The sequence below is a fragment of the Wolbachia endosymbiont (group A) of Bombylius major genome (assembly GCF_947251895.1).
Classification (GTDB): domain Bacteria; phylum Pseudomonadota; class Alphaproteobacteria; order Rickettsiales; family Anaplasmataceae; genus Wolbachia; species Wolbachia pipientis.
In genome coordinates this window covers 737,846-763,617 of record NZ_OX366395.1, presented here as the reverse complement: position 1 = coordinate 763,617, position 25,772 = coordinate 737,846, and the positions used below count along the sequence as shown (strand labels likewise).

Sequence of the window (25,772 nt, the reverse complement as noted above, 5' to 3'; positions counted from 1 at the left end):
TGGAACAGTAGGGAGTGTTAAATAAACTGTGTCAAACCGCATTTTTAGTTCAACTCAATTTTCAATCTGTTAGGAAAGAAAATGTCGAGCTGAGACATAGTTAATGCCCAATTAGGCAAAGCCATAGTCCAATTTTGCTCTGCCTTTTTTATAGCACAATATACCTGTTTATACAAGCTGGTAAATGAGACCTTAGTTTTAGTAAATTTTCTAATCTGTCTATGCAGTCCCTCAATAGGATTGGTAGTATAAATTAGCCTCCTGACTGGGCCAGAATACTTGAAATAGCCGGATCCAATTATTCTGCCAGGATTTTATGACTAATGGATATTTTTCTCTCCATTTTTCTTCCAACTCAAGCAGATAATTTTCAGCTATTTCTCTACTTGAAGCCTGATATACTTTTTTTAAATCACTCATGAAAATCTTTACATCTTTGCTAGATACATATTTCAGAGAATTGCGTATCTGATGCACCACACATAGCTGTACCTCCGCATTAGGAAACACACTGTTTATGGCTGTAGGAAAGCTTTTTAGCCCATCAACACAGGCAATTAGAATATCTTCTACTCCTCTTTCTTTTAGATCATTTAGTACTCCCAACCAGAAGTTAGCTCCTTCACTTTCAGCCAAATAAAAACCTAATACTTCTTTTCTGCCATTTTGGTCTATGCCCAATATATTGTACATACATTTACTTACACAATGTCCGTCCTCTTTGACTTTAAAAAACCATGAACACTATCGGATATACAGATTGCAGCGGACGACTGCGCCATTCATTGATTACTGGTAGCAATTTATCAGTAATACTTGATATCTCTGCCGCCGATATTTTGTGATCATAAATTTCCTCAACATGTGACACTATATCTCTATAGCCCATACCACTGGCAAATGTGCTCAAAATCTTCGTTTCAAGCTCTGGTTTGTTTGCCTTTTTTTGACTATTTGGGGTTCAAAGCTTCCCTCCCTATCTCTGGGCGTCAAAAGCTCAAATGAACCTGCACTTGTCCGTAAAGTCTTTCCATTTCTCCCATTTCTTCGATTATTCTCTTCACTTTCAGCTAATAAGTGATTTTCTATTTCACCTTCCAAACTTGCCTCCAGCGGCTTTTTTATAAATGGTGTAAATGCTCCATCCCTTCCTGTCAACGGTTTTCCTTCTCGTATAGACGACAGGATATTTGTTTCTAATTCTTTATAATCTACCAATCCGGTAATTCTGTTTACTATTTTTTGACTCATTGTCAAACCTCCATTTTTTTTATATCAATTTATTACTTTTTTTTCGGTTTGACACACTTTTTTGAACATTCCCTGTTAAGATTCCTAATCTACTTTCAGCTCCTCAGTATGTAAACTGCGTGGTAAAGACTCTAATTCCTTTGCAGCACTTAAACTTTTATCTTTTGCATGTATACCAAGCTTATTGAATTCTCGAGCAGCAGGAAACACCCTTGCTTCAAGCGAACCAGCAGTTTTATTGTAATGATCGACAGCACTTTTCAAGCTCCTGCGCAAATTATCAAAGTTTTCACCCATTGTGCAAATGCGCTCATATAAAATATGACCTAGTTCACTGATTTTCTTTGCGTTTTCAGCTATCATCTCTTGCTTCCATCCATATGCTATTGCTCTCAGCAACGCAATTAGAGTGATCGGTGTTGCAATGATCACTTTTTTTTCCACTCCAATCTCTATCAAAGCAGGCTCATATTCCAGTGCTGCGCTAAAAACCCCCTCCCCTGTTAAGAAAAGCACCACAAGTTCTGGCGTATTTTCAAATTGATTCCAGTACTCTTTTTTACCCAAGTCATTTATGTGTTTTTTTATTGCCAGGGAATGATTCTTTAATTTCTCCTTTTGTATTTGCAAATCATTTTGTGATATAGCATCCATGTAAGAATCCAGTGGCACTTTAGCATCTATTATTATTTGCTTTCCAGATGGCATTTTGATTATTAAATCAGGACGCAATAAATTATCCTCGTTTTTATCAACCACTGACGGCTGAGTAAAAAAATCGCAATATTCAATCATTCCCGCCATTTCTACCACCCTTTTGAGCTGCATTTCACCCCATTTTCCTCTGATGTGAGGCTTTCTCAAGGCATTAGCAAGGCTGGAAGTTTGGTTCATCAGCGCTCCAATTTGCTCCTTTAAACCTTCATAGGCCCCTACCCTCTCTTTTTCTAGCTCGCGTATTTCATTATCGAATTTTTCTAATTTTTCTTTTATTGGCGTTACAACTTCGTTGATCGTTGCTTGTCTTTTTTTGAAATCGCTTTCCGTTTCTTTTAATTTGTTATCAATGACTTCCTTCGCTAAGTTCAGAAAATTATTATTGTTCACTTGCAAGGCATCAAGAGAGAGCGCTTTAAAAGTGTTTGTTAATCTCTCCTCTGCTTTTGTTAGTAATTCTATTTCCTTTTTCTTTTCCTCACGTTCTTTTTGCAGAGTTACTTCAAGTTCTGCTCTTTTGACCCTTAAATCAACTATTTCTTCATTCTTCGTAAGCAAAGTTTGCTTTGTTTCTTGAAGTTCTTGCTCTAATTTACATAAATTACCCTCAAGGTTTGCTTTCTTTTCGCTCAGTTTTTTTACGATAATGTAGAAAAATAGTAATAGAGAGACAACCAGAGCTATAGAATTGAAAAGCATCAGAATAAAAAAGCTGTATTTACAATTCTATATGATTTTTGTGTGTATAAGAAAGAAAAAAGGAGCACCTAAAGAGGTGCCACTTTTGAAGGGAAAGTACTCTTTTAGAGAGTTGGTATAATAATTTTTGACAACATAAGTCGTTCTTTAGATGTATTCCCTAGCAGCTTATCAGGTTTACTATTGTTATTAACAGTATTAGCAGCTTCCAAGCTTAGTGCCTTGCTATCATTTACAGGCACTTTAGATGCAGAATTTGCAACTTCAGGTTTCTGAGATATCTGAGTTATAGTACCAACTATATGCTTACTATTTAAACCTAACATCCTTTTCATGCCTTCTAACTCACTAGACGAAGTTTTACCATCCTCTACCGACTTTACTATAAAAGATATCACATTATCGCTAATGATAGGAAGTTCGCTGTAAGCAATTTTGAACATACCTTTATCACATCTGACACGTACATAATATTTTGATAGATCTTTATGATTAATATTTTTTACATCCATAATTTCTTGTACATTCTCTTTCTTTACATGCAGTATCAACTGCTTATTACCATTTTCTTTAATATACCCCAATCATTGGATTTACCCTTTATTAGCTCAATTAAATCATTTTTATGTGGTTGACCAGACCACCAGCTTTTAATGCTGTTCCACCCTGATGAAATTTTTCTTGCAATCCACGAAATTCCTGTGTGATCAGCAATCCACTTAAAAAACTTTTTTATGTTTTTCCACATATTTTACTCCTTAAATTAATAATAAATTAACTTAATAATTTCATAAATAGTATAACATGTCAACTATTTTTTACTTTAAAGAAAAAATAGACTTCTCACATTATATAGCTAACCCAAGAAAGGTTTTCCTACGTCATACCGCGATTTATTCGCGGTATCTCAGCATAGATCCCGCTAACTATAGTATTTTCAAAAGCGAATGATAAAGGTATAATATGTTTTTTTAAAGTAGGGAAAGCAATGGTATATAGTGTAGATTTAAGGGAAAAAGCAGTGTCTTTGGTAGAAAAAGGAAAGTCAAAGGTTGAAGTTGCAGAGGTTTTTGAGATAGGGATAGCAACACTATATAGATGGCTAAAAAAGAAAGCTACTGGCCAAGGTCTCAAAGCGGTAAAAAGTACTGGTTTTATTCGAAAAATAGATCCAGAAATACTCAAAGAATATGTCAAAAAACACCCAGATCACACACTAGCAGAAATGAAACAAAACCTTGGCTTTGGGATAAGTGCAATTTGGTATAGATTAAGACAGCTAAAAATAACCTTTAAAAAAAGTCACATTCTATCAAGAGCGCAATCAAGAAGATAGGCAGCAATTTATCGATAAAGTCTCAAAAATAGACCACTGTAGCATTTTATATATAGATGAAGCAGGAGTTGATAATAGACTATACCGAGAATATGCACGAGCTCCAAGAGGAGAAAAAATATATGCTGATGTTCCAGGAAAAAAGCGGGAAAGAGTGAGTATAATAGGTGGATGAGAAGTTTATTGCACCAATGACCTTCACAGGAGGGTGTAATAAAGATATATTTAATGTATGGTTAGAGCGAAGATTACTTCCACAATTACAGCGTGATACAACCATAGTTATGGATAATGCTACATTCCATAAAACTCCCAAAACAAAGTCATTAATAGAGTCTTTTGGCTGTCATTGGGAATGTTCAAAAAAGTGTGTCAAACCGAAAAAAAAGTAATAAATTGATATAAAAAAAATGGAGGTTTGACAATGAGTCAAAAAATAGTAAACAGAATTACCGGATTGGTAGATTATAAAGAATTAGAAACAAATATCCTGTCGTCTATACGAGAAGGAAAACCGTTGACAGGAAGGGATGGAGCATTTACACCATTTATAAAAAAGCCGCTGGAGGCAAGTTTGGAAGGTGAAATAGAAAATCACTTATTAGCTGAAAGTGAAGAGAATAATCGAAGAAATGGGAGAAATGGAAAGACTTTACGGACAAGTGCAGGTTCATTTGAGCTTTTGACGCCCAGAGATAGGGAGGGAAGCTTTGAACCCCAAATAGTCAAAAAAAGGCAAACAAACCAGAGCTTGAAACGAAGATTTTGAGCACATTTGCCAGTGGTATGGGCTATAGAGATATAGTGTCACATGTTGAGGAAATTTATGATCACAAAATATCGGCGGCAGAGATATCAAGTATTACTGATAAATTGCTACCAGTAATCAATGAATGGCGCAGTCGTCCGCTGCAATCTGTATATCCGATAGTGTTCATGGTTTTTTAAAGTCAAAGAGGACGGACATTGTGTAAGTAAATGTATGTACAATATATTGGGCATAGACCAAAATGGCAGAAAAGAAGTATTAGGTTTTTATTTGGCTGAAAGTGAAGGAGCTAACTTCTGGTTGGGAGTACTAAATGATCTAAAAGAAAGAGGAGTAGAAGATATTCTAATTGCCTGTGTTGATGGGCTAAAAAGCTTTCCTACAGCCATAAACAGTGTGTTTCCTAATGCGGAGGTACAGCTATGTGTGGTGCATCAGATACGCAATTCTCTGAAATATGTATCTAGCAAAGATGTAAAGATTTTCATGAGTGATTTAAAAAAAGTATATCAGGCTTCAAGTAGAGAAATAGCTGAAAATTATCTGCTTGAGTTGGAAGAAAAATGGAGAGAAAAATATCCATTAGTCATAAAATCCTGGCAGAATAATTGGATCCGGCTATTTCAAGTATTCTGGCCCAGTCAGGAGGCTAATTTATACTACCAATCCTATTGAGGGACTGCATAGACAGATTAGAAAATTTACTAAAACTAAGGTCTCATTTACCAGCTTGTATAAACAGGTATATTGTGCTATAAAGAAGGTAGAGCAAAAATGGACTATGGCTCTGCCTAATTGGGCTTTAACTATGTCTCAACTTGATATTTTCTTTCCAGATAGATTGAAAATTGAGTTGAACTAAAAATGCGCTTTGACACACTTTTTTGAACATTCCCTCTTCTATATTAACATCGATTCCTTCTGCTCCCAGTAGCGCTTTCACTTTGTCTATCTTGTTCTCTGAAACAGCCCAGTGTAAAGGAGTCCATTCTCTAAGTTTATCTTTTATATTAACATCGATTCCTTCTGCTTTCAGTAGAGCGTTCAATACATTTATATCTATGTTGTCCTTTTTAACAGCTAAATGCAAAGGAGTGTTGTTATGTACATCTACTGCATTAACATCAATTCCCTCTTTTCTAAGTAGAGCGTTCAATACATTTATATCTATGTTGCCCTTTTTAAGAACAGAATGTAAAGGAGTATCTTTATTCTTATCTGCTAAATTAACATCGATTCCATCTTTTCCCAATAGGGCTTCTACTACCTCTTTATGGCCCTTTACAGCAGCCCAATGTAAAGGAGTCTTTCCATCTTGATCTGTTGCATTAACACTTGCTCCTTTCTTTATTAGATCGTTTACTGCATCAATATTACCTCCTCTAGCAGCTTTAAGTAATTCAGCTGTGTTTCGTAATAGAGTTTCTATGTCTTGATGATTAACGGCAAAATCTAAAGGAGTGTTTCCCTCTTCATCTTCTGCATTAACATCTGCCCCTTTATCCAATAGATCTTTTACTGCTTCTTGATGGCCCTTTTTAGCAGCCCAATGTAAAGGAGTCTTTCCATTTTGATCTGTTATATTAACACTTGCCCCTTTGTCCAATAGGGCTTCTACTACCTCTTTATGGCCATGTGCAGCAGCAAAATGTAAAGGAGTACCTTCATATTTATCTTGTGCATTAACATCGATCCCATTTACTTTCAGTAGGGCTTCTACTACTTCTTTATGGCCATCTTCAGCAGCCCGATGTAAAGGAGTATTTTCATTTCTATCTACTGCATTAACATTTGCCCCATGATTTAGTAAAACTTCTACTACCTTTTGATTGCCCCTTCTAGCAGCCCAATGTAGAGAAGTCTCTTTCAACCCATTTGTTGCATTAACATCTGCTCCTTCACTTATTAGACTTTTTACTTTCTCAATATTACCTTCTAGAACAGCCCTACGTAATTCAGCATTTATATCTCTGTTTGAATTGCTCATCCCATACCTCCTGTAAAACTATATTGTTATGATAAAGTCGTTAATAATCTATGAGCTCCCACCCCCTGTAAAATTATATTATCATGATAAAGTCATTAATAACCCATGAGCTCTGGATCACGCAAATAATGGTTATTCCCTGTGTTTTTCAGTACATTTGAGCTGGCTATACATAAGAATTGCAATTGTAGAGCATGCTATTGTTAATAGTAAATTTGGTAAAATACCATAGCGAAAAAATTTTCCTACTATATATATTCCAATAGCCCCAAACATCATATTGCAGAATGAGAGGACTGCACTACCAAGCCCTATACCTTTGATCGTTTCTAAAGCAGAAGTTACGTTATTGCTTATTATTAATGCAAGTCCTATATTGGCTGGAATCCAGGCGACTTGAAGAATGAATATATTCAACTTGTCCGCGAAATAAAAATATACCAATAAACTATCGGATATTATCGGTAACACCAAACCTATTATTAGCATTTTGCTAACCCCTACTTTTGGTACATACCTTCTATTAATTAAAGTTCCAATTATGTAAAATATGACTATGATCGATATGAGGTAGCCAAAATACTGTACTTCAATGCCCATCGATTCAAATATGAACGGGTAGTTAGCAATGTATGCCCAAAGCCACATGAAAGTTAATCCATGAATGGCTGAAAACCCAAGGAAACGATAATTTCTAAATATTGATATATATTGCTTGAAGATATTAGTAGTTATGTTAGTTATACTGGTTTCATTTTTATTTACAGTGAGTGTTTCTTGTAACTTAAAGTAGATAAAAATAAGTATAGCAATTGCTGCGAGTGACATAATAAAAAACAAAAATTTCCAATGATAACCATGTGAAATTATATAACTGCCCACCACTGGAGCTATTCCAGGTGAGAGTGCCACAACCATATTTAATTTTGAAATTACTCTCGAGTATTCACTACCCGAGTACATATCCCTTATTGCTGCATACCCAACAACACCTGCAACACCAGCCCCTGTTCCTTGTATGAAGCGAATTAGTATCAAGAGCGCAATGCTGTCGGCTATATAACACATGACACTTGCCAAAGTAAAAATTGTCATACCAATCAGCATCATTGGACGCCTACCATAATGGTCCGATAATGGACCATAAATTAAGCCAGATACCGCAAATCCAACTAGATTTAAGCTAATTGTAAGCTGCACTACACTACCTTTTACTTTAAAATAATTGGCAATGCTTGGTAGTGCAACTGAGTATAAGTCAGTTGCCATATCGACAATTGCTACAGACAATATCATAATGAGAGAGATGATATTTTGCGAAAGAGCTGTTTTCACTTAATGATTTACTGGATTAAATATACTTAATTATAATATATTTTTTTCATTAGTATATTAATTTAACTACTGAAATTAAGAGTAGCTATTCGAGAAAAAGCCTGTGAAGGCTCTATCCAGTAGGGCAGTGCCCAGACACTGGGATCTAGTCTTTATTATGCATGCAGCCACTTATTTAAAGTTAAATTTTCTGGATCCCAGTGTCTGGGCACTGGGATGACAGGAGAAGGAAGCTACTTAGATGACACCCTCCTAGTGGATTCAAATCACAATGTTCGTACAGTTATGTGCTTTGACACTGGAATCTTAAGCTCAAATCATAAAAAGCACGAATTTCAATATCTTATCTTTGATTATTCACTTTAAGCTTTAAATATTGAGCATCAATTGTTTAGGACCTTCGCTTCCGTGTTATCCAATGAATCACCGTAAGTCACTGCTTTTAGGTAAAACTTTTTTCCCCTTTGCACTTCAAAAGAAATTATTGAATCATCAAGTAGAACAAATTTTTCACCTGTGGCATGATCATATTCTTTAGTGCCTTCTTGGCCTCTAATTAGGTTGCTAAGCTTATATTTATTTTTATCTATTAGTTCAGCACTATGGAATTTCACTATCTCTTTTCCGATTAATGCTGAATTTGAATCGATAATTCCTCGCAGCTTACCAAAACGCAACACTACTGTAATTCCCTCATTTGTTAATTCCATTACATATCCGTAAGTAGACTGCTTATTTGTGCTTGCGATAGGCTTATAATCCTTATCGTTGTACGAAATAAAGAGTGTTGCTCCTTTCCAATTCCTTTCCTCACCAATTAAAGTAAAGCTTGCAATATTACCTTTAACATGCGGTAAATCTATCATTTCTACGATGGTTTTGCTGATATGAGAAGGAGGGTATTCCTTCAGCATAAGTGACCTTGTTGAAGGAAAAGAGAGCTTGTATATAGAGCGATCATAACCAACACCACTTACTTGAATGGCCATGCTTTCAAATTTTGTTTTTATAATTCTCACCGTATGCTTTTTCTCACCGTCTAAAATCGTTATTACATCACTTGGCACAAGCCACGCATATTTTATCGGTAGCTTGAAATTGTATATATTTCTCTCTTGCCACGAAGAATAAAGTAAAACCTCAGCGATATTTTGCGCCTCTCCCTCCTCCATAATGAGCGGTATTTCAACTGTTATAGCAGTGCCTTGCTTTGGCAACTCAGCGTATTTAACATCAATTGGATAGCCAAAATTGCGGTTAAAGTAAACGATGTTAACTTTATTGTTTAAATCTAATTGACTGATATTAGCAAGTTTTGAATTGTTACTGAAAACCGTTTCACCAATTGGCATTACAGTTGTAACTCCCCTGCCCTTTTGGACAAATTTCAGTTTAGAGTCCTGTTCAACCACATCAAAAAAATAGCAACTTTGCAGCATTTTAATAATTGAACGTACGGGTTGCTGGTCGTTTATCACATACCCAGACAACAACCCTTTGACGTTGCTTGTATCAAACTGATCGCTTTTTAAACCTGTTTTTTGTAATAGATCCGATAAAACATCGGAAATATTAAGCTGTGAAAGCTTTCCCTGAATCCAATGTCCTGTCTGCCAATTATGGCAGTCAGTCCACATATCACACAAATTGGGGAAATAAGGAAATGGCCTTGCATCCCACGCCCAGAGAAACATTTTTTCTACCATTTCCGAGCTTTGCCACTTCTTTAGCGTTCCTTCAATTGCAATTTTTTGCGAAAGAAAGCTCACCTCTCCGTTTGAATATCGTGGATATTTGCTCTCTATGCTGCCTTTATCAACAAACACATTTGGCTCATTAGTGCAGCCGTTCATACTGGGAAATCCATACTCAGTAAACCATATTTTTTTCATTTTTGGTTGCCATTTCGTTTTACTACCACCTGGATTTATGTGAGTTTCACTCCACCATTTTGCTATGTTTTTCCACGCATACCTGCTGTCGTTATACTTTACTCTTTCAGGCTCACCCTTTGAGTAATCATAGAAATAATCATACCCCACTCCACTGCTCCAACCACCCATTACATCTTCCGCAGAATAGCCAAAAGGAGGCTCTGGACCATCAGTCAGTGGAAAATAAGCATCTATGCCAACAGCGTCGATGTACTCTGAAGACCACAGTTCATCCATATTATACCAACCATCATATGAATGGTATTCACTCCAATCAGCAGCGTAAGTTACCGTTACTTCTTTTCCAAGCTGAAGTTTTATTCGCTTTGCAAGCTTAACTAGCTCTATAACGGCAGGGTAATTACCTTGTTCATCTCTAATTTTGGTAAGCCGCACAAGTTCAGAACCGATGATAAACCCTTCCACTTTAGTTTGTTTGGCAATGCTTGCATAATGCTCTATAAATTTGTTATATTGATTCTCAAAAAAATCACTTATATCCCCAGGAGTCCCGCTCAATTTTCCTCGCCACTCTTTGTTCTTTGTGTCAAGCAAGGGCATTAGATAGAGCATCACCTTGTAGCCTCTGCTGCGTAACTCTTCTATATATCTTATCAACGCTGCATCACTAACTGTGCCACCATACCTTGGGTTTCCACTCGCATCTTTTGAAATTAGCTGAGCATTATCTCTGGTTACACCCCCTACTTGCCAATCATCAGGTAATATTGCGGAATCATCTTGAAATTCAACTGCAGGATATATTTTACAATCTTTAATGTTCAGATCATTCACAAACCAATTGACTACTACCGATACCCACTCAACATTTGGTAAATCTCCCTTTAATTGATCCAAAGAAAGCACTGCATCGCTCTTTTTAGTGTGGTTGTTGTGATTTACCCTTTGCGCCAGTCCATACGGGATATATTGGTTGCTGCTTATTTTCTCTTGCGCGATTTTCTTCTGTATTTTTGTATCATATACAAACTCTCCTGAGCCTGGTATTATATTGATATTCCGAATATTTTCTGCTATTGAAAATCCACTGGGTTTTAATGCAGTTCGCACTTCAAATGTAAATATCGGGACGCGATTGTTATAGTCTGCTAAAGGAAAATTCTTGTTAACTATGTAAGATATTCCCCTATAAGCTGGTACATTCTTCTCACCTTCAATTGATGATATGAATGGATCAGGATTTTGGTCTTCTCTGCCGCTGTAAAAAGTATAATCTATTTCATCAAAGCTAAGTGATGTTGTATCTGCCCAGATTCTGTTTAATTTTTCTACTTTCCCCTTGCAGATCGCAATTGCAAGCGTTGCATAGTAGTTATATGTAACGTTCATACCTCTTCCAATTTTACTTTTGGTGGTTATCGCCTCTTCTTTTATTGGCTGTGCCCAAATAATATTCCCTGCAACACGAGCAGTGCCATAGATAATTGGGATCGTTCTGCCATAGGTTGAAGTTTGAACTTGCAGGTTTTTTAGCCTTGCCCCATGCGTTACTTTTTGCTCAGCATCAAGACCAAACATTGCGCTATCTAGCTGTGCACCAAGAAGAGCACCGAGTTCTGAGCCGATAATCCGGCCAATTGGCCCAAAAATGCTGCCTGCTTGACCAAAAATTGATGATAAAATTATTGTGGACATGATAATCCTCCTTTTTGATAGATTTTTTTGAAATTATTGAGAAAAGATCCAAGTGTCACGCTACTTGGATGACACCTATAACCTTGTCATCCCAGTGCTTCCTCCTTTGTCATCCCAGTGCTTGACACTGGGATCCAGGAATTTTAATTGTAAGCAAGCACACTGAGTTGATAAGTATAAAAATGGCTGAAAAATAAACATTTTTGATGAGGTCACATAGAAAGCTGGATCCAAGTAGTCAAGGCACTGGGATGACAAGAAAGGGGCTACTTGGATGACAGATGCTATGATAAGAAATTCAGTAACTTACAATTAATAATTGAAGTTTTTAATTAAGAAAAGCACATGAGTAAATCGTGTAGCTATAATTATTGTAAGCAACAATGAAAAAGTGCGGAAGTGAAAAATTACCACTCTCATGGCAATCACTTCACCAGTGGCAAAGTGATACCATGCTGATTCATATATTTTCCTTTCATATCATCATATGATCTCTCACACTCACTTTCGCCGCTTAAGAATACGAATTGGCATGCGCCTTCATTAGCGTAAATTTTTGCAGGAAGTGGAGTGGTGTTTGAGAATTCGAGTGTGACATGACCTTCCCATCCAGGTTCTAAGGGAGTAACGTTTACTATAATTCCACATCTTGCGTAAGTTGATTTACCAACACAAATGACCAGTACATTCCTTGGTATACGAAAATATTCCACTGTACTTGCAAGCACAAAGCTATTTGGTGGAATTATGCATACGTCTGTTTCTTTATCTATAAAACTATTCTCAGAGAAATTTTTAGGGTCCACGATGGCTGAATTAACGTTAGTAAAAATTTTAAATTTATTATCCACTCTTGCGTCGTAACCATAAGATGATAGTCCGAAAGATATGACACCTTTGCTACTTTTGTGATTCACAAAAGGCTTTATCATTCCAAAGTTTTCAGCTTTTTCTCTTATCCATTTATCTGGCATAACTGCCATAATTGCCCCTTAAAGTTGTGTAATACTTACAATAATATAAAATAAAATTTAAATGTAAACTGTAGCTTTTGTCATGCAAGTAGCTTGTATCAAATCACAATGTTCGTACAGTTATGCGCATGGCGCTGGGATGACAATGGATTATTAACTAACAAATTGTACATGGTAAATGATGTCATTCCAGTCTGGAATCCAGAAAACTTACCAGGTAATAAGAACTGGATCCCAGTGTCTGGGCACTGGGATGACATCCTCCTAGTGAAAATTGCTCTCAAATCACAATGTTCGTAGAGTAAGCTGCTTGCAGACACCATTGTTACAATGTTCATGCAATTGAAATAGCGGTCAATTGGATTAGCTATAGGTCAATCACAAGAGAAAATTAAAGCTTTTCAGTTTGATTTTTTGTTACAATAATTAGATTTATGTTCTTAACTAAAAATAATGCTTAGAAACTTTCTCCTGATTTTTGTATTCGTATTATTCACGCCGCTATCAAATGCTGATGCCAGGAAATACATCAGAATTGTTGGATCTTCAACTGTTTTTCCTTTTATCTCGTTTATAGCCGAGGAGTTCAATCGTATATTCCCTTTTAAGACTCCAGTTGTGGAATCAATAGGAAGTGGATCAGGGTTCAAAATGTTTTGCTCAGGAATAGGGGAAGACACTCCAGACATCACCACTTCATCTCGCCCTATGAAGGAAGTAGAAAGAGAACTATGTAAAAGGAATAAAATTAATGAAGTGATAGAAATCATCATTGGCTATGATGGAGTTGTCATTGCAAATTCAAATCAAAGCCATAGATTTGATTTCACAAAGAAGGACTTATTTGAAACTTTATCTGCATATTCTCAAGAAAATGATAAATTAGTAAAAAATAATAAGAAGTTTTGGTCTGATGTAAATCAAGCCTTACCAAAAACAGAAATTGAAATTTATGGTCCACATCAAAATACAGGCACATACGAAACTTTGGTTAATTCTATTATGCTTGATCAATATTCATGCATGAACTCAAGAATTTTCAAAGAGAATTACAAAGATCAGGAAGAAAGAAAGAAAGCATGTGGTAATATAAGGGATGACGGAAGGTATATAGAAGTTGGAATTAATGAAAACATAATAATACAAAAATTGAAAAGTAACAAGAATGCCTTAGGGATATTTAGTTTTAGCTTTTTAATGAGGAATCAAGATAAAATACAAGGGAGCACAATTGCAGGAATTGAGCCAACTTACGAAAATATATCATCGGGAAAATATATATTAGCAAGACCTCTATACCTTTACATAAAGAAAGAACACCTGGATACTGTTGATGGATTAAGAGAATTCATAAAAGAAATTATAGATTCGATCGGCATTGAAGATGGGTACCTATCTAGGCTTGGTCTAATTCCACTTTCAAGTGAAGATATAAAGAAAGCTTCAGCAAAGGTTTATGATATAACGTGACGGCAACGCTTTTTTTATATTCTCTGTTCTAGCGGTGCGCACAACTGTACGAACGTTATGATATAAAAGTAATTTTTACTAAGAGAGGTGTCATTCCAGCCTGGAATCCAGCTTCCCATCCAAGAGCCAGTGCCTCCTTCTCCTGTCATCCAAGTACCCTCTTCTTGTCATTCCAGTGCTTGACACTGGAATCCAGCCTTTTCATAATCATTAAAACGTTGTATTTTAACATAAAACGGCTACTTTTATGCTTACCAACTTAATAAAATTCCTGGATCCCAGTGTCAAGCACTGGGATGACACCCTCCTAGTGTACTTCTTGTTGTTGTGTAAACGGTTTTTCTACACTTGAATTTTCTAAAACCTTAGCAATACCAGCACCCATTAATATAACTGCTGCCAAAACTGTTAAAGCTAATGCAACTGCAGGATACGCCAACACATAGGCTGCAATAGCACCAACTGCGCATAGTCCACCAACACCTAGAGAAATCTTCCCTTTGTGTTCACTCCAGAAGGTTGTTTCGTTCTTTTCTGGGGTTTTGTTGTCTGCAGTCAGTGCAGAGTTTTCGGTGTCTTGACCTAGATCAGTGTCATCCATAAAAGCATTAAATTCATCATTCTCAAACAAATCATGATTGATTTCTTGTGAAAATCGAGTCGCATACTCTTTATCCCATGCTATCTGATCATCAGTCTTGGCATTATCTAGTTCATTTTTACTAAGTTTTTCCTCAAATTCTTGAATCAAATCTTGAAAGCATTGCTCACCTACTCCAGGTATTTTAGCAAAACGTTTTTGTGCACATGTAAGTTTATCCATTACATAGTTATTTCCATTGAGCTCGAACCCAAGGAGCTGTGGAGAAGCAGCATTAAACATTAATTCAAAGATTTCTTTTATATTTTTCACATCTTCTTGGTTCAATTTTTTACTATATTTAACTTTCAGAGGACAAACTAAAAAGGCATCTACTCTTCCACTACTCCAATATACCTCTCACTCTAAAACCCTTTCTACATCTTCACCACAATTCTCTAATGTTGCTTCAACTTGATCAATATCAAGGTTTTCTATTGCTTCTTGTAAGTTGGAATTAAGACCCATTACCCTCTTGTGCTCTTCCATTTCTTGAATAACTGTTTTAAGAGCAGGTATGTTATAACTGCCAAATCTTCGAAAATTATCTATTGTACAACAACACAAAAAATCACGAGTTTTTTGATCAGCTTCCTTCCAAATTAGTTCAATGATCTCTACTTTAGTGCTAACGCTAGCATTAGAACAGTCAATAACATCATTTAAAATGGTACCTTTGTCACTAGTCAGAGTCCCCTCGTGGCTCAAAACTGCTTGTATATCATTATGTTCCTTATTGTCGAGTACGTTCTGGACTTCTTGAAAATTGTCATTCCTGACTGCCTGTCTTAATGAACCTAGAATTTTTTCTTGTGCATCAGTTAATTCAACCATATCTTACCTCTAATAAAAATTTAATTATCACACATATTTACAAGTAAATCAAGTATATTGTTAATAACTGTTAATAAAGGCCAACAAAGTGCTTGACGTTAGAGTAGCTTTTATGGCTTTGTATAGCGAGGAAGTAACTCTATGAAAAATCATCAACGTTTACAAACTTTACGTTCAATTGCATTTATTGTGGGAATATTCCTATTGCTGTTTAGCTTAGCAATGCTTATTCCTGCTATTACTAATAAATGTCTCAGCTACAAATGGAAAAATTTCCTCGCTGGATTCATAATTACCTGCACATCTGGCGCAATTTTTATTTTACTCGGTAAATTAAGTAGATTGCATGGAATGCCAGCAATTTTTGCGATTACTAGTTGCACCTGGATTGCCTTGTCTCTGTTTGCAGCTATTCCTTTCTATTTTGATAATCTGAGCTATGTTGATGCATTGTTTGAAACGATATCTGGCATCACAACCACAGGAGCAACTATATTTAATGATATTGAAAAACAATCTCCAGGAATATTGCTGTGGAGAGCAATGCTACACGGCATGGGGGGTTTTGGTGTAATAACTATAGGAATTGCAGTGTTTCCTATGTTTAAGGTTCTCAGCCTAAATAATTTACTTTATTCTGAATATTCAGATGCTACCAAAAGGAAGTTGCCGAACACGCGAAGCGTAGTAATTCATGTTACGGCAATATATTATGGCTTAATTTTGTTATGCATATTTTCCTATTATCTAGCTGGTATGCCACTATTTGATGCAATATGTCACGGAATGTCTGCTGTATCAACTGGTGGATTTGCTAACTATAATGATTCTATAGGGCACTATAATAATCCCATACTAGAAGCCATAACGATCATTTTTATGATTTTGGGTTCTCTGCCTTTTCTTAGCTATTTAAAAATTATAAGACGGTTAGACATTTGCTATGATGAGCAAGTCTCTTACTTTGTTAAGATAGCTATTGTTTCATCTTTATTTGCTTGTTTTTGGTTGTATCAAAATGTTGATTTAGGAGTGTCATTATCATTTAGATGCAGCACATTTACCATCACTTCATTGATTACGTCAACTGGTTATGCAATCTGTAATCATATAGATTGGAGCTTCATTTCAGTCTTAGCTTTTTTTCTAACCTTTGTTGGTGGATGTAGTGGTTCTTCAAGTGGTGGTGTCAAAATCTTCCGCTTGATTGTTCTTTTAAGGTCTATAAGAAATTACTTTTACCTTTTATTAAACCCTGACGCAGACAATGGAGTAAAATTCAATGGAAAAACCCTGGAGAATGATGAAGTTCATTCTGTCTTTATATTTTTTGCAATTTTCATGTTAACGTTTACCATTTCATCAATAGTGATGTCTTACTTAAGCAATGCAGACTTTATAACTAGCATCAGCTCAGTCTCTGCAACGCTTACAAACTCTGGCCCGGGATTTAGTAATTTAATAGGTCCTTCGGGTAATTATTCCTCTTTCAGTAATGAAGTAAAATTATTTCTATCGTTTTTAATGCTGCTTGGCAGACTTGAAATATTGCCAATCTATTTTTGTATAGGCAATTTATTCTTATTTAATAGAAAGAAATAGTTGGTGAAGTTGTGAAATTTGATATTATAGCTAAACTGACTTACGACAATTTGAAAAACCGTCATTCCGCTACTCGTTAGCGATATCTATACCGCGAATAAATCTACAACTGTACAAACATTGCAATATGGCACATAGTAAACGATGTCATTCCAGTGCTTGACACTGGAATCCAGCTTCTATGCAACCTCATCAAAAACATTCATTTAGTGTAAGATCAGCTACTTTCCATACTAGTTTACAAGCAAACTTTTCTGGATCCCAGTGTCAAGCACTGGGATGACATTATAGGGGCTACTTGCATGACACCATCTGCCACGCAAATTGCCTGCAAATTGCAATGTTCGTACAGCTATGGAATAAATCGCGGTATAGCTATAGATAGTGTCAACTGTTTAATAAAAAGATCGTAGCTAAACCAAGAAATATAAGAGCTGAGAGAATATCAGTTGTTGCCGATGTTAGGATTGAAGAAGAAACGGCAGGGTCAGACTTTAAGCGATAAAGCATTATAGGAATGAAAGTTCCGATAAACGTTGCAATAATTGACATCATAATCATGGAGACCACAAAAATCATCTCCACTTTGAAGCTGTGAAACCTTATTGCTAACACTACTAATGAAATAGTAGATAAGATCACCCCGTTTATAAGACCTATTAAAAATTCTTTCATCAGTATTCTTTTTGCATTTTGCTCAGTTAGATATTTTGTTGCGATTGCCCGGATGGTTAGCGTTACTGTTTGGGATCCTGCATTTCCGCTCATTGATGCAATTATCGGCATGATTATTGGCAGTACTATAAAACTTTTTATTACATCATCGAAAAAGCCAACTACTATGGAACACATTGTTGCAGCTAAGAGGTTAAACAGTAACCAAGGTAGCCTTTTAATTATAGTTTTATGTATAGGGGCATTTATATCGGCTTTAGAAGATACACCGCTTATTTTGAGTACATCCTCTTCTGTTTCTTGTTGAACAACTTTTATCACATCTTCAATTAAGATCACACCAATAATTTTACCATTCTTATTTACGACCGGAGCTGATAATAGAGAGTAGTCTTTAAATATTCTTGCTACTTCCTCTTGGTCTACTCCAGTTTTAATGATTTTTATGTCATGATCCATTATCTCTTTTATTATTGTGTCTCCTGAGTGAGATATTACCTTATTTAAATTAACACTGCCTATAGGCTCTAATTTTGAGTTGATAATAAATATCTGGTGAAATCTTTCTGGTATTTTTTTATAGTTGCACACAAATTCTGTCAGTTGATTTATTGTCCAATAATATGGAGCTATAACCATATCTTTATGTATTAACCTTCCTGCACTTTCTTCTGGATATGATAGCAACTCCTCTACCGATTTCTGAGTTTTGCTGGGCAAATAGTAAAGTATATTTTCTACAGACTTTCTATCCAAATCTTTCACTATGGTTACTATATCTTCTACATCAAGGAGCATTAATAACTTTGCTGTATTTTCTATTCCCAATGTTTCTATGATCTCTATTTGTAAATCTGGCACTACATGCACTAGAGCATCACTTAACAAATGTTGATCGAGGATATTAACTAATTTCTCCCTGTGATCACTGATTGAAGTAGATAAAAAATAAGCTAACTGAACACTGTCTATCGTTTTTACAATATTACGAACATTTTCTAGCTCCTCGTTATCAAGTGACTCTATTAAGTCATCAATAGCCTTTTTGTCTAAACCATAATGAGAACTTATTTTAATATTCATTACTTTACCTTATTTTTTAATAAATATACGAGCTTGATTCCGTTGAACATTAAAGTATAATAAGATTATTTCAAATTAACTACTATATGGTTAAATTTCTATTTTGTTTGCTGTTATTGTTAGTAATAGTAAATATATTAAAATCTAAAGTATAATGAAAACTTATTCAGAAATTCTCGAACATTTTCAAAGTTTAAATAAAAGTATTTCTCTTATCAGGAGGTGTCTTTGACATAGAAAAATTAAAGTTGCGTCTTGAAGAGCTTGACTCCCAAGCGTCGAATGATGATTTGTGGCAAGATAACCAAAAAGCACAAGAAGTTTTAAAAGAACGTTCTAAAATTAAGAATGACGTGGAGTCGTTTTTAAAGCTGGAAAGCGATTACAACGATGCCATCAGCTTAATGAAGTCTGCTATTGACGAGAATGATGAAGAATTTTTTTCTGAAGTTGAAAATGAATTAGCTAAGCTAGAGAAATTAATCAAGTATAAAGAAACAGAGTCCTTATTTACTGGTGAAGCAGATAATAATAACTGCTTTTTAGAAATCCACTCAGGAGCTGGCGGAACCGAGAGCAATGATTGGGCTGAAATGCTGATGCGCATGTATATAAGGTGGGCAGAAATTTATCACAACTTTAAAGTTGAAGTTGTAGAAAAATTAGAAGGAGAGTCAGTTGGTATAAAGTCTGCAATGATAAAAATCGTTGGAGAAAAAGCTTATGGGTGGGCAAAAAGTGAAAGTGGAATTCACAGGCTGGTTAGAATATCGCCATTTGATGCAAATGGTAAACGTCATACCAGTTTTGCAAGTGTAGGAGTAACTCCAGTGATCGAAGATTCAATTGATATTGCTGTGGATGAAAAGGATCTAAAGATCGACACCTACCGTGCTTCCGGAGCAGGCGGTCAGCATGTGAACAAGACTGAAAGTGCGGTACGCATTACGCATATTCCAACTGGTGTTGCAGTTCAATGCCAAAATGGTCGTTCTCAACACAGAAATAAAGATGAGGCGTTAAAATTACTTAAAGGACGTTTATACCAAATTGAACTGGAAAAAAAAGAACAGAAAATGGCTGAAGAATATGGTAAAAAATGCGATATAGGCTGGGGCAATCAGATCAGATCGTACGTTATGCATCCATATCAAATGGTGAAGGATTTAAGAACCGGACATGAAGTGGGCAATATAAATTCTGTTTTTGATGGTAATATAGATTGTTTCATAGTTAGTGTGCTTACTAAGCAAAATTAAGAATTCATTTGGAGTTGACTTTACTTGCTGTGATAGGTGATAATTAAAAATACTATTTAAAATTAGAGGTAAAGTTATGGCAATGAACTATAAGCAATGGGAAGAAATATTAAGTACAGTTAATAAAGAAGGGAATTTAAGTAAGGACAATATAATTGAGAAAATTAGAGAGAAATTATCACAATATTCAGATGAATATAAAGAGAGGGAAGAAGCTGATTTTGGTGTAAATCACCTGTACGCTATTAATGACCTCAGTAATCTATTTTGGGGGAAGAAGAAGGATGAGTGTACATTATTACATTTAACTGCTCGTAATAACCTAGAAAATGTAACGGAAGCTCTATTGGGAGTAGAGGGAATTGATGTTAATGTAAAAAATCAAGATGATGAGACCCCTTTACATTTAGCTGCTAAAAATAGCAATGAAGAGGTAGTAGAAGCTCTACTGAAAGTAGAAGGGATCAATGTTAATGCAACAGATTCGTCGCAAAAGACTCCTTTACATGTGGTTGCCTCAGGTTTCTGGAGTAACAAAACCTTGAATATTCTAATAGAAAGAGGAGCAGACATTAAAGCGGTAGATAGAAACGGGAATACCCCTTTACATTTGGCTGCTACTCGGGAATGTTCAAAAAAGTGTGTCAAAGCGCATTTTTAGTTCAACTCAATTTTCAATCTATCTGGAAAGAAAATATCAAGTTGAGACATAGTTAAAGCCCAATTAGGCAGAGCCATAGTCCATTTTTGCTCTACCTTCTTTATAGCACAATATACCTGTTTATACAAGGCATTTGTGCTGGTAAATGAGCCCTTGGTTTTAGTGAATTTTCTGATCTGTCTGTGCAGCCCCTCAATTGGATTTGTGGTGTAAATTAGCCTTCTAACTGGGCTAGAATACTTGAAATAACCAGATAAATTTTCCCAATTGTTCTGCCACGATTTTATAACTAAAGGATACTTTTCTCCCCATTTTTCTTCCAGCTCAAGTAAGTAATTTTCAGCAATTTCTTTACTTGTAGCACGATATATTTTTTTCAAATCATTCATGAAAACTTTCACATCTTTGCTGGATACATATTTTAGTGAATTTCTTATCTGATGCACTATACATAGCTGTACTTCTGCTTTAGGAAACGCACTATTTATAGCTGCAGGAAAGCTTTTTAGCCCATCTACACATGCAATCAGAATATCTTCTACTCCTCTTTCTTTGAGGTCATTTAGCACTCCCAACCAAAAGTTAGCTCCTTCACTTTCAGCCAAATAAAAGCCCAGGACTTCTTTTCTGCCATTTTGGTCTATGCCCAATATATTGTACATACATTTACTTACGCAATGTCCATCCTCTTTGACCTTAAAGAACATCCCATCCATAAATACTATCGGGTATACTGATTGCAGTGGACGACTACGCCATTCATTGATTATAGGCAGTAATTTGTCGGTAATACTTGATATCTCTGCCGCCGATATTTTGTGATCATAAATTTCCTCAACGTGTGACGCTATATCTCTATAGCTCATACCACTGGCAAATGTGCTCAAAATCTTCGTTTCAAGCTCTGGATGTAAGCTTGTTTGCCTTTTTTTGACTATTTGCGGCTCAAAACTTCCTTCTCTATCCCTTGGCGTCAAAAGTTCAAATGAACCGGCACTTGTCCGTAAAGTCTTTCCATTTCTCCCATTTCTTCGATTATTCTCTTCACTTTCAGCTAATAAGTGGTTTTCTATTTCACCTTCCAAACTTGCTTCCAGCAGCTTTTTTATAAATGGTGTTAATGCTCCCTCCCTTCCTGTCAACGGTCTTCCTTCTCGTATAGACGACAGGATATTTGTTTCCAACTCTTTATAATCTACCAATCCGTTAGTTCTGTTTACTACTTTCTGACTCATTGTCACACCTCCATTTTTTTATATCAATTTATTACTTTTTTTTCGGTTTGACACACTTTTTTGAACATTCCCCTTTTGACGCCAAGGGATAGAGAAGGAAGTTTTGAGCCGCAAATAGTCAAAAAAAGGCAAACAAGCTTACATCCAGAGCTTGAAACGAAGATTTTGAGCACATTTGCCAGTGGTATGAGCTATAGAGATATAGCGTCACACGTTGAGGAAATTTATGATCACAAAATATCGGCGGCAGAGATATCAAGTATTACCGACAAATTACTGCCTATAATCAATGAATGGCGTAGTCGTCCACTGCAATCAGTATACCCGATAGTATTTATGGATGGGATGTTCTTTAAGGTCAAAGAGGATGGACATTGCGTAAGTAAATGTATGTACAATATATTGGGCATAGACCAAAATGGCAGAAAAGAAGTCCTGGGCTTTTATTTGGCTGAAAGTGAAGGAGCTAACTTTTGGTTGGGAGTGCTAAATGACCTCAAAGAAAGAGGAGTAGAAGATATTCTGATTGCATGTGTAGATGGGCTAAAAAGCTTTCCTGCAGCTATAAATAGTGCGTTTCCTAAAGCAGAAGTACAGCTATGTATAGTGCATCAGATAAGAAATTCACTAAAATATGTATCCAGCAAAGATGTGAAAGTTTTCATGAATGATTTGAAAAAAATATATCGTGCTACAAGTAAAGAAATTGCTGAAAATTACTTACTTGAGCTGGAAGAAAAATGGGGAGAAAAGTATCCTTTAGTTATAAAATCGTGGCAGAACAATTGGGAAAATTTATCTGGTTATTTCAAGTATTCTAGCCCAGTTAGAAGGCTAATTTACACCACAAATCCAATTGAGGGGCTGCACAGACAGATCAGAAAATTCACTAAAACCAAGGGCTCATTTACCAGCACAAATGCCTTGTATAAACAGGTATATTGTGCTATAAAGAAGGTAGAGCAAAAATGGACTATGGCTCTGCCTAATTGGGCTTTAACTATGTCTCAACTTGATATTTTCTTTCCAGATAGATTGAAAATTGAGTTGAACTAAAAATGCGCTTTGACACACTTTTTTGAACATTCCCCTCTCGTATATTTTTGTTAGATAGAGTATTTCTTCGTCTTCATCTTCATGCTCTCTTACTGTTATTGGTTTAGGTAATAGATCTACAGCATCAACTGATAATACTCTTGCTATTATATATAGTACTTCAATTGGAATAACGATATATCCCTGTTCATAGCTGTTTACTTCTTGATATGCTAGCCCGATCTTACTTGCCAACTCTGCTTGAGTACACCTTTGCATTAATCTATACTCTTCTATTTTTTGCCCTATTTTGTAGCTTATAGGACTAACATTACTTGCAGAAATAAACATATATACCTCCATTTAAGAAAAAACTTTATTGCTATAATTTTTTTACGAGCTATCCATCTAAAACCATATCAATAGATAAACCTACCGCTTGCAAAATAATATCAATAGAAATTCCCCCTTTTACTAGATCCTTTGCAACTTTAATCCTTTCTATCTCTCTCACTTTCTCCTCACAAATACGTATTCCCTCAAACAGAGATTTTATTAGTGCATTACGTAGTTCTTGGCTCTCAATTTCTTTGTATTCTTTAATCAAATCAAGCAGCTCATTTTCCACTGTACTACCTTCATCTTTCTCTATTAGTAGATCTGTAATATTAATCGATAACGCTTCTGCCATTTCATATAATTTATCAAGTGGAACAGCAGTCCTTCCTTGTTCATAGTTGCTTATTTCATGACGTGTTGTATTCATTTTCTCTGCTAAATCTTTTTGAGTATACTCTCTCACTAGCCTCCATTCTTTTATCTTCTTTCCTATTTTGTAGTAGATAGAACCTGTTTTTTCTTCAATACATTCATCAGCAGAGAGGCCAATTGCTTGTGAAACAATATCAACAGAAATTCCTGCTTTAACCAGACCATTTGCAATTTTTATTTTTTCCGATTTTCTACTACTTTTCTCACTAACTTGAACAAATTTGGTTAATAAACAAAACATCCTACGTAACTCTTGGTCATTAATTTTTTTATATTCTCTTACTAGATTTAATATTTCTTCTCCCTCATCTTCAAGACAACTTTTTGATACAGGAATAAGATCCGTAATACTGATTGATAGTGCCTCAGCTATAGCATATAACCTTTCAATTGAAATTCTACGGTTCCCTTTCTCATATTGCAGTATTACCCAGTATTTTACACCAATTTTCCTCGCTAAATCCTTCTGAGTATACCCTCGCTCTAACCTCCAATTTTTTACTTTTTTCCCTACTTCATAGTCTAGACTTTTTTCCACGCAAAGAACCATACATATAATATTTTCTACTATAGCTCAAAGGCTCCAGTAAACTCTGGAACCTCAAAGTTAGCCATAATTAAAGTTTCCTACAAGTTTCTTTACTATTTTCACGTACTTTATCTACCCATGAAGACAGCTTTTCACCTGGGCTATCAACCTCCTTCATAAGCTGCTTGCTATTCCATATGCCACATCTCATAAAACTTCCCTTTTCTACTGCTTCTTTAAGTTTTACTCCAGCAAAAAGACAATTTTTTCCAATTTCTTCTCCTCTTTTTTGTAATTCAGCCCACATTTCCTTATCCGCTACTTTTACTTGTACCTGACTGCAGTTTTTTACGTCCTGGTACAATACAATATTTAGCTTACCAATGCTCGTAGGAAATTCTAATACAATAGAGCTTCCATCTGACATATCAGTATAGTTTCTTATACCTCCCTTCTCACTTTTAACCTCAACTGCATCATTACCAATTTTTAAAATATTACTTCCTAACTTTCTGGTTGCTTCCAGTATTTTGGCAACCTCTACTTTACTGTCCTCAGAAAATTCTATATATAATGTTGCATTGTCTATCTCGATATCTATTAATTCTCCTTCTTGAACAGCACTTTCGCCAGCCTTCTCTAGTTCTTCTAGCTGCCTATCTATCTGTGGCTGAACTTCTGGCTGTAGCTCATTATAGATTTCACCTATCAGTTTATTCTGCAATAAAGTATCATGAAACTCTGCACCGCTTAGCATTAATTTACGTATTAGCTTTTTTCTATCACTTTTTTCTAATCTGTGAAAATGTGTACCTAATACTACATATTCTGCAAAGCTCCATTCTCCATCATTACATGCATTTATTCTTGCTCCAGAGGCTAGTACTTGGTCTATAGTTTTGTGCAATTCATTTACGTTTTTTACCTCTACTACCGCACTCTTAAACCAGCTCAACTTTTCACTTTCGCTTGCACTTGGCTTTATTTTTTGCAAAGCTGAAGTAAATGGATTAAAATCTTCTGCTTGATCATTTAAAGGTTTTGTGCCATATATGTAGTCAAGTCCTTTCCCATAGTTGATTTGGTTTTCGCGAACTTCTCTACCAGGGAAAGGTGCTATTTCTTCAGGCTTTTTAGCCTTATTAATTTTGCTTACAAAAGTAGATTGCTTTATATCAATGCCTTTAAGAGCATCAAATATTTTCTTGTGATTAACATTAGTCTTTTTATCCCGATCTTTACTAGTCATATAACCCCCATATTAAAAATACTTTTTAAGTATACAAACCTTGGTTTATATATTCTATTACTTATTATAAA

General features: G+C 35.5%; 21 protein-coding genes and 3 pseudogenes. 8 read left to right on the top strand and 16 right to left on the bottom strand.

All coding sequences use genetic code 11. From position 1 onward, the window contains the following. Positions 1-44: 44 nt before the first annotated feature. The 4 genes and pseudogenes from OPR49_RS03620 to OPR49_RS03605 form a co-directional block, all read right to left on the bottom strand. Positions 45-1,251, bottom strand: a pseudogene (locus tag OPR49_RS03620) (IS256 family transposase). 84 nt (positions 1,252-1,335) lie between these two features. Further along, a complete protein-coding gene (locus tag OPR49_RS03615) occupies positions 1,336-2,667 on the bottom strand; it encodes a DNA recombination protein RmuC (protein ID WP_265027480.1) in 1,332 nt (443 codons plus the stop codon). Between the two features lie 104 nt (positions 2,668-2,771). Further along, positions 2,772-3,251 carry a hypothetical protein gene (locus OPR49_RS03610; RefSeq protein WP_265027479.1) on the bottom strand — a complete coding sequence of 160 codons (480 nt, stop codon included), beginning with the start codon at positions 3,249-3,251 and terminating at the stop codon, positions 2,772-2,774. Then, the gene (locus tag OPR49_RS03605; protein WP_182319059.1) at positions 3,215-3,415 is read right to left on the bottom strand and encodes a hypothetical protein; all 201 of its coding nucleotides are present in this window, start codon (positions 3,413-3,415) and stop codon (positions 3,215-3,217) included. The genes OPR49_RS03610 and OPR49_RS03605 overlap by 37 nt, the downstream gene beginning before the upstream one ends. A gap of 240 nt (positions 3,416-3,655) precedes the next feature. Between OPR49_RS03605 and OPR49_RS03600 the strand changes: the two genes are divergently transcribed. The 3 genes and pseudogenes from OPR49_RS03600 (at position 3,656) to OPR49_RS03590 (ending at position 5,634) form a co-directional block, all read left to right on the top strand. Further along, complete coding sequence (locus OPR49_RS03600; protein ID WP_022626382.1) at positions 3,656-4,003, top strand: IS630 transposase-related protein; 348 nt, start codon at positions 3,656-3,658, stop codon at positions 4,001-4,003. Between the two features lie 167 nt (positions 4,004-4,170). Next, positions 4,171-4,395, top strand: a complete 225-nt coding sequence (locus OPR49_RS03595) for a transposase (RefSeq protein ID WP_265027478.1) — start codon at positions 4,171-4,173, stop codon at positions 4,393-4,395. Positions 4,396-4,427: 32 nt separating this feature from the next. Beyond that, positions 4,428-5,634: pseudogene (locus OPR49_RS03590) on the top strand (IS256 family transposase). On the opposite strand, the gene OPR49_RS03585 reads toward OPR49_RS03590, so the two are convergent. The 5 genes from OPR49_RS03585 to OPR49_RS03560 form a co-directional block, all read right to left on the bottom strand. After that, positions 5,575-6,759, bottom strand: coding sequence for an ankyrin repeat domain-containing protein (locus tag OPR49_RS03585; RefSeq protein ID WP_265027477.1), 1,185 nt, complete (start codon positions 6,757-6,759; stop codon positions 5,575-5,577). The pseudogene OPR49_RS03590 and the gene OPR49_RS03585 overlap by 60 nt on opposite strands. 132 nt (positions 6,760-6,891) lie before the next feature. Further along, positions 6,892-8,094: a multidrug effflux MFS transporter gene (locus OPR49_RS03580; RefSeq protein WP_458694420.1), complete on the bottom strand. Its 1,203-nt coding sequence runs from the start codon at positions 8,092-8,094 to the stop codon at positions 6,892-6,894. A gap of 383 nt (positions 8,095-8,477) precedes the next feature. Next, positions 8,478-11,684: a glycoside hydrolase/phage tail family protein gene (locus tag OPR49_RS03570; protein WP_265027476.1), complete on the bottom strand. Its 3,207-nt coding sequence runs from the start codon at positions 11,682-11,684 to the stop codon at positions 8,478-8,480. Positions 11,685-12,109: 425 nt separating this feature from the next. Then, positions 12,110-12,667 carry a dCTP deaminase gene (dcd, locus tag OPR49_RS03565; protein ID WP_265027475.1) on the bottom strand — a complete coding sequence of 186 codons (558 nt, stop codon included), beginning with the start codon at positions 12,665-12,667 and terminating at the stop codon, positions 12,110-12,112. An 89-nt stretch (positions 12,668-12,756) separates the two neighbouring features. Next, complete coding sequence (locus OPR49_RS03560) at positions 12,757-12,996, bottom strand: hypothetical protein (protein ID WP_265027474.1); 240 nt, start codon at positions 12,994-12,996, stop codon at positions 12,757-12,759. Positions 12,997-13,111: 115 nt separating this feature from the next. Here OPR49_RS03560 and OPR49_RS03555 point away from each other — a divergent pair, with 115 nt between their 5' ends. Further along, the gene (locus OPR49_RS03555; protein ID WP_265027473.1) at positions 13,112-14,128 is read left to right on the top strand and encodes a substrate-binding domain-containing protein; all 1,017 of its coding nucleotides are present in this window, start codon (positions 13,112-13,114) and stop codon (positions 14,126-14,128) included. Between the two features lie 307 nt (positions 14,129-14,435). Here OPR49_RS03555 and OPR49_RS03550 read toward each other — a convergent pair whose 3' ends face one another. Then, positions 14,436-15,056: a hypothetical protein gene (locus OPR49_RS03550; protein ID WP_265027472.1), complete on the bottom strand. Its 621-nt coding sequence runs from the start codon at positions 15,054-15,056 to the stop codon at positions 14,436-14,438. A 72-nt stretch (positions 15,057-15,128) separates the two neighbouring features. Beyond that, positions 15,129-15,602, bottom strand: a complete 474-nt coding sequence (locus OPR49_RS03545; protein WP_265027471.1) for a hypothetical protein — start codon at positions 15,600-15,602, stop codon at positions 15,129-15,131. 141 nt (positions 15,603-15,743) lie between these two features. Between OPR49_RS03545 and OPR49_RS03540 the strand changes: the two genes are divergently transcribed. Then, positions 15,744-17,204: a TrkH family potassium uptake protein gene (locus OPR49_RS03540; protein ID WP_265027470.1), complete on the top strand. Its 1,461-nt coding sequence runs from the start codon at positions 15,744-15,746 to the stop codon at positions 17,202-17,204. A gap of 387 nt (positions 17,205-17,591) precedes the next feature. On the opposite strand, the gene mgtE is transcribed toward OPR49_RS03540, so the two are convergent. Then, positions 17,592-18,962: a magnesium transporter gene (mgtE, locus tag OPR49_RS03535; protein WP_265027469.1), complete on the bottom strand. Its 1,371-nt coding sequence runs from the start codon at positions 18,960-18,962 to the stop codon at positions 17,592-17,594. A 154-nt stretch (positions 18,963-19,116) separates the two neighbouring features. Here mgtE and prfB point away from each other — a divergent pair. Then, positions 19,117-20,221 (top strand): peptide chain release factor 2 gene (gene prfB, locus OPR49_RS03530; protein WP_265027468.1). Its coding sequence is split into 2 segments (ribosomal slippage): positions 19,117-19,191 and positions 19,193-20,221, totalling 1,104 coding nucleotides; the frame shifts between segments, so codons are not numbered across the junction. A gap of 76 nt (positions 20,222-20,297) precedes the next feature. After that, positions 20,298-20,882, top strand: a complete 585-nt coding sequence (locus OPR49_RS03525) for an ankyrin repeat domain-containing protein (protein ID WP_265027467.1) — start codon at positions 20,298-20,300, stop codon at positions 20,880-20,882. Here OPR49_RS03525 and OPR49_RS03520 read toward each other — a convergent pair. Then, positions 20,879-22,117, bottom strand: coding sequence for an IS256 family transposase (locus OPR49_RS03520; RefSeq protein ID WP_265026724.1), 1,239 nt, complete (start codon positions 22,115-22,117; stop codon positions 20,879-20,881). The two genes, OPR49_RS03525 and OPR49_RS03520, sit on opposite strands and share 4 nt — an antisense overlap. 72 nt (positions 22,118-22,189) lie before the next feature. Between OPR49_RS03520 and OPR49_RS03515 the strand changes: the two are divergent. Further along, a pseudogene (locus OPR49_RS03515) lies at positions 22,190-23,173 on the top strand (IS256 family transposase); the annotation flags it as partial. Here OPR49_RS03515 and OPR49_RS03510 read toward each other — a convergent pair. The 3 genes from OPR49_RS03510 to OPR49_RS03500 form a co-directional block, all read right to left on the bottom strand. Then, positions 23,114-23,503: a helix-turn-helix domain-containing protein gene (locus OPR49_RS03510; protein WP_265027466.1), complete on the bottom strand. Its 390-nt coding sequence runs from the start codon at positions 23,501-23,503 to the stop codon at positions 23,114-23,116. The pseudogene OPR49_RS03515 and the gene OPR49_RS03510 overlap by 60 nt on opposite strands. Before the next feature lie 49 nt (positions 23,504-23,552). Continuing rightward, positions 23,553-24,473 carry a WO male-killing family protein Wmk gene (gene wmk / locus OPR49_RS03505; protein ID WP_265027465.1) on the bottom strand — a complete coding sequence of 307 codons (921 nt, stop codon included), beginning with the start codon at positions 24,471-24,473 and terminating at the stop codon, positions 23,553-23,555. Positions 24,474-24,540: 67 nt separating this feature from the next. Next, positions 24,541-25,701, bottom strand: a complete 1,161-nt coding sequence (locus tag OPR49_RS03500) for a hypothetical protein (RefSeq protein WP_265027464.1) — start codon at positions 25,699-25,701, stop codon at positions 24,541-24,543. Positions 25,702-25,772: the final 71 nt, after the last annotated feature.

Coding starts and splice junctions, on each gene's coding strand:
- OPR49_RS03615 (WP_265027480.1), bottom strand. CDS start 2,667: ATGCTTTTCAATTCTATAGCTCTGGTTGTCTCTCTATTACTATTTTTC.
- OPR49_RS03605 (WP_182319059.1), bottom strand. CDS start 3,415: ATGTGGAAAAACATAAAAAAGTTTTTTAAGTGGATTGCTGATCACACA.
- OPR49_RS03600 (WP_022626382.1), top strand. CDS start 3,656: ATGGTATATAGTGTAGATTTAAGGGAAAAAGCAGTGTCTTTGGTAGAA.
- OPR49_RS03585 (WP_265027477.1), bottom strand. CDS start 6,759: ATGAGCAATTCAAACAGAGATATAAATGCTGAATTACGTAGGGCTGTT.
- OPR49_RS03570 (WP_265027476.1), bottom strand. CDS start 11,684: ATGTCCACAATAATTTTATCATCAATTTTTGGTCAAGCAGGCAGCATT.
- dcd (WP_265027475.1), bottom strand. CDS start 12,667: ATGGCAGTTATGCCAGATAAATGGATAAGAGAAAAAGCTGAAAACTTT.
- OPR49_RS03560 (WP_265027474.1), bottom strand. CDS start 12,996: ATGAACATTGTAACAATGGTGTCTGCAAGCAGCTTACTCTACGAACAT.
- OPR49_RS03555 (WP_265027473.1), top strand. CDS start 13,112: ATGCTTAGAAACTTTCTCCTGATTTTTGTATTCGTATTATTCACGCCG.
- OPR49_RS03545 (WP_265027471.1), bottom strand. CDS start 15,602: ATGGTTGAATTAACTGATGCACAAGAAAAAATTCTAGGTTCATTAAGA.
- OPR49_RS03540 (WP_265027470.1), top strand. CDS start 15,744: ATGAAAAATCATCAACGTTTACAAACTTTACGTTCAATTGCATTTATT.
- mgtE (WP_265027469.1), bottom strand. CDS start 18,962: ATGAATATTAAAATAAGTTCTCATTATGGTTTAGACAAAAAGGCTATT.
- OPR49_RS03525 (WP_265027467.1), top strand. CDS start 20,298: ATGGCAATGAACTATAAGCAATGGGAAGAAATATTAAGTACAGTTAAT.
- OPR49_RS03520 (WP_265026724.1), bottom strand. CDS start 22,117: ATGAGTCAGAAAGTAGTAAACAGAACTAACGGATTGGTAGATTATAAA.
- OPR49_RS03510 (WP_265027466.1), bottom strand. CDS start 23,503: ATGTTTATTTCTGCAAGTAATGTTAGTCCTATAAGCTACAAAATAGGG.
- wmk (WP_265027465.1), bottom strand. CDS start 24,473: ATGGTTCTTTGCGTGGAAAAAAGTCTAGACTATGAAGTAGGGAAAAAA.
- OPR49_RS03500 (WP_265027464.1), bottom strand. CDS start 25,701: ATGACTAGTAAAGATCGGGATAAAAAGACTAATGTTAATCACAAGAAA.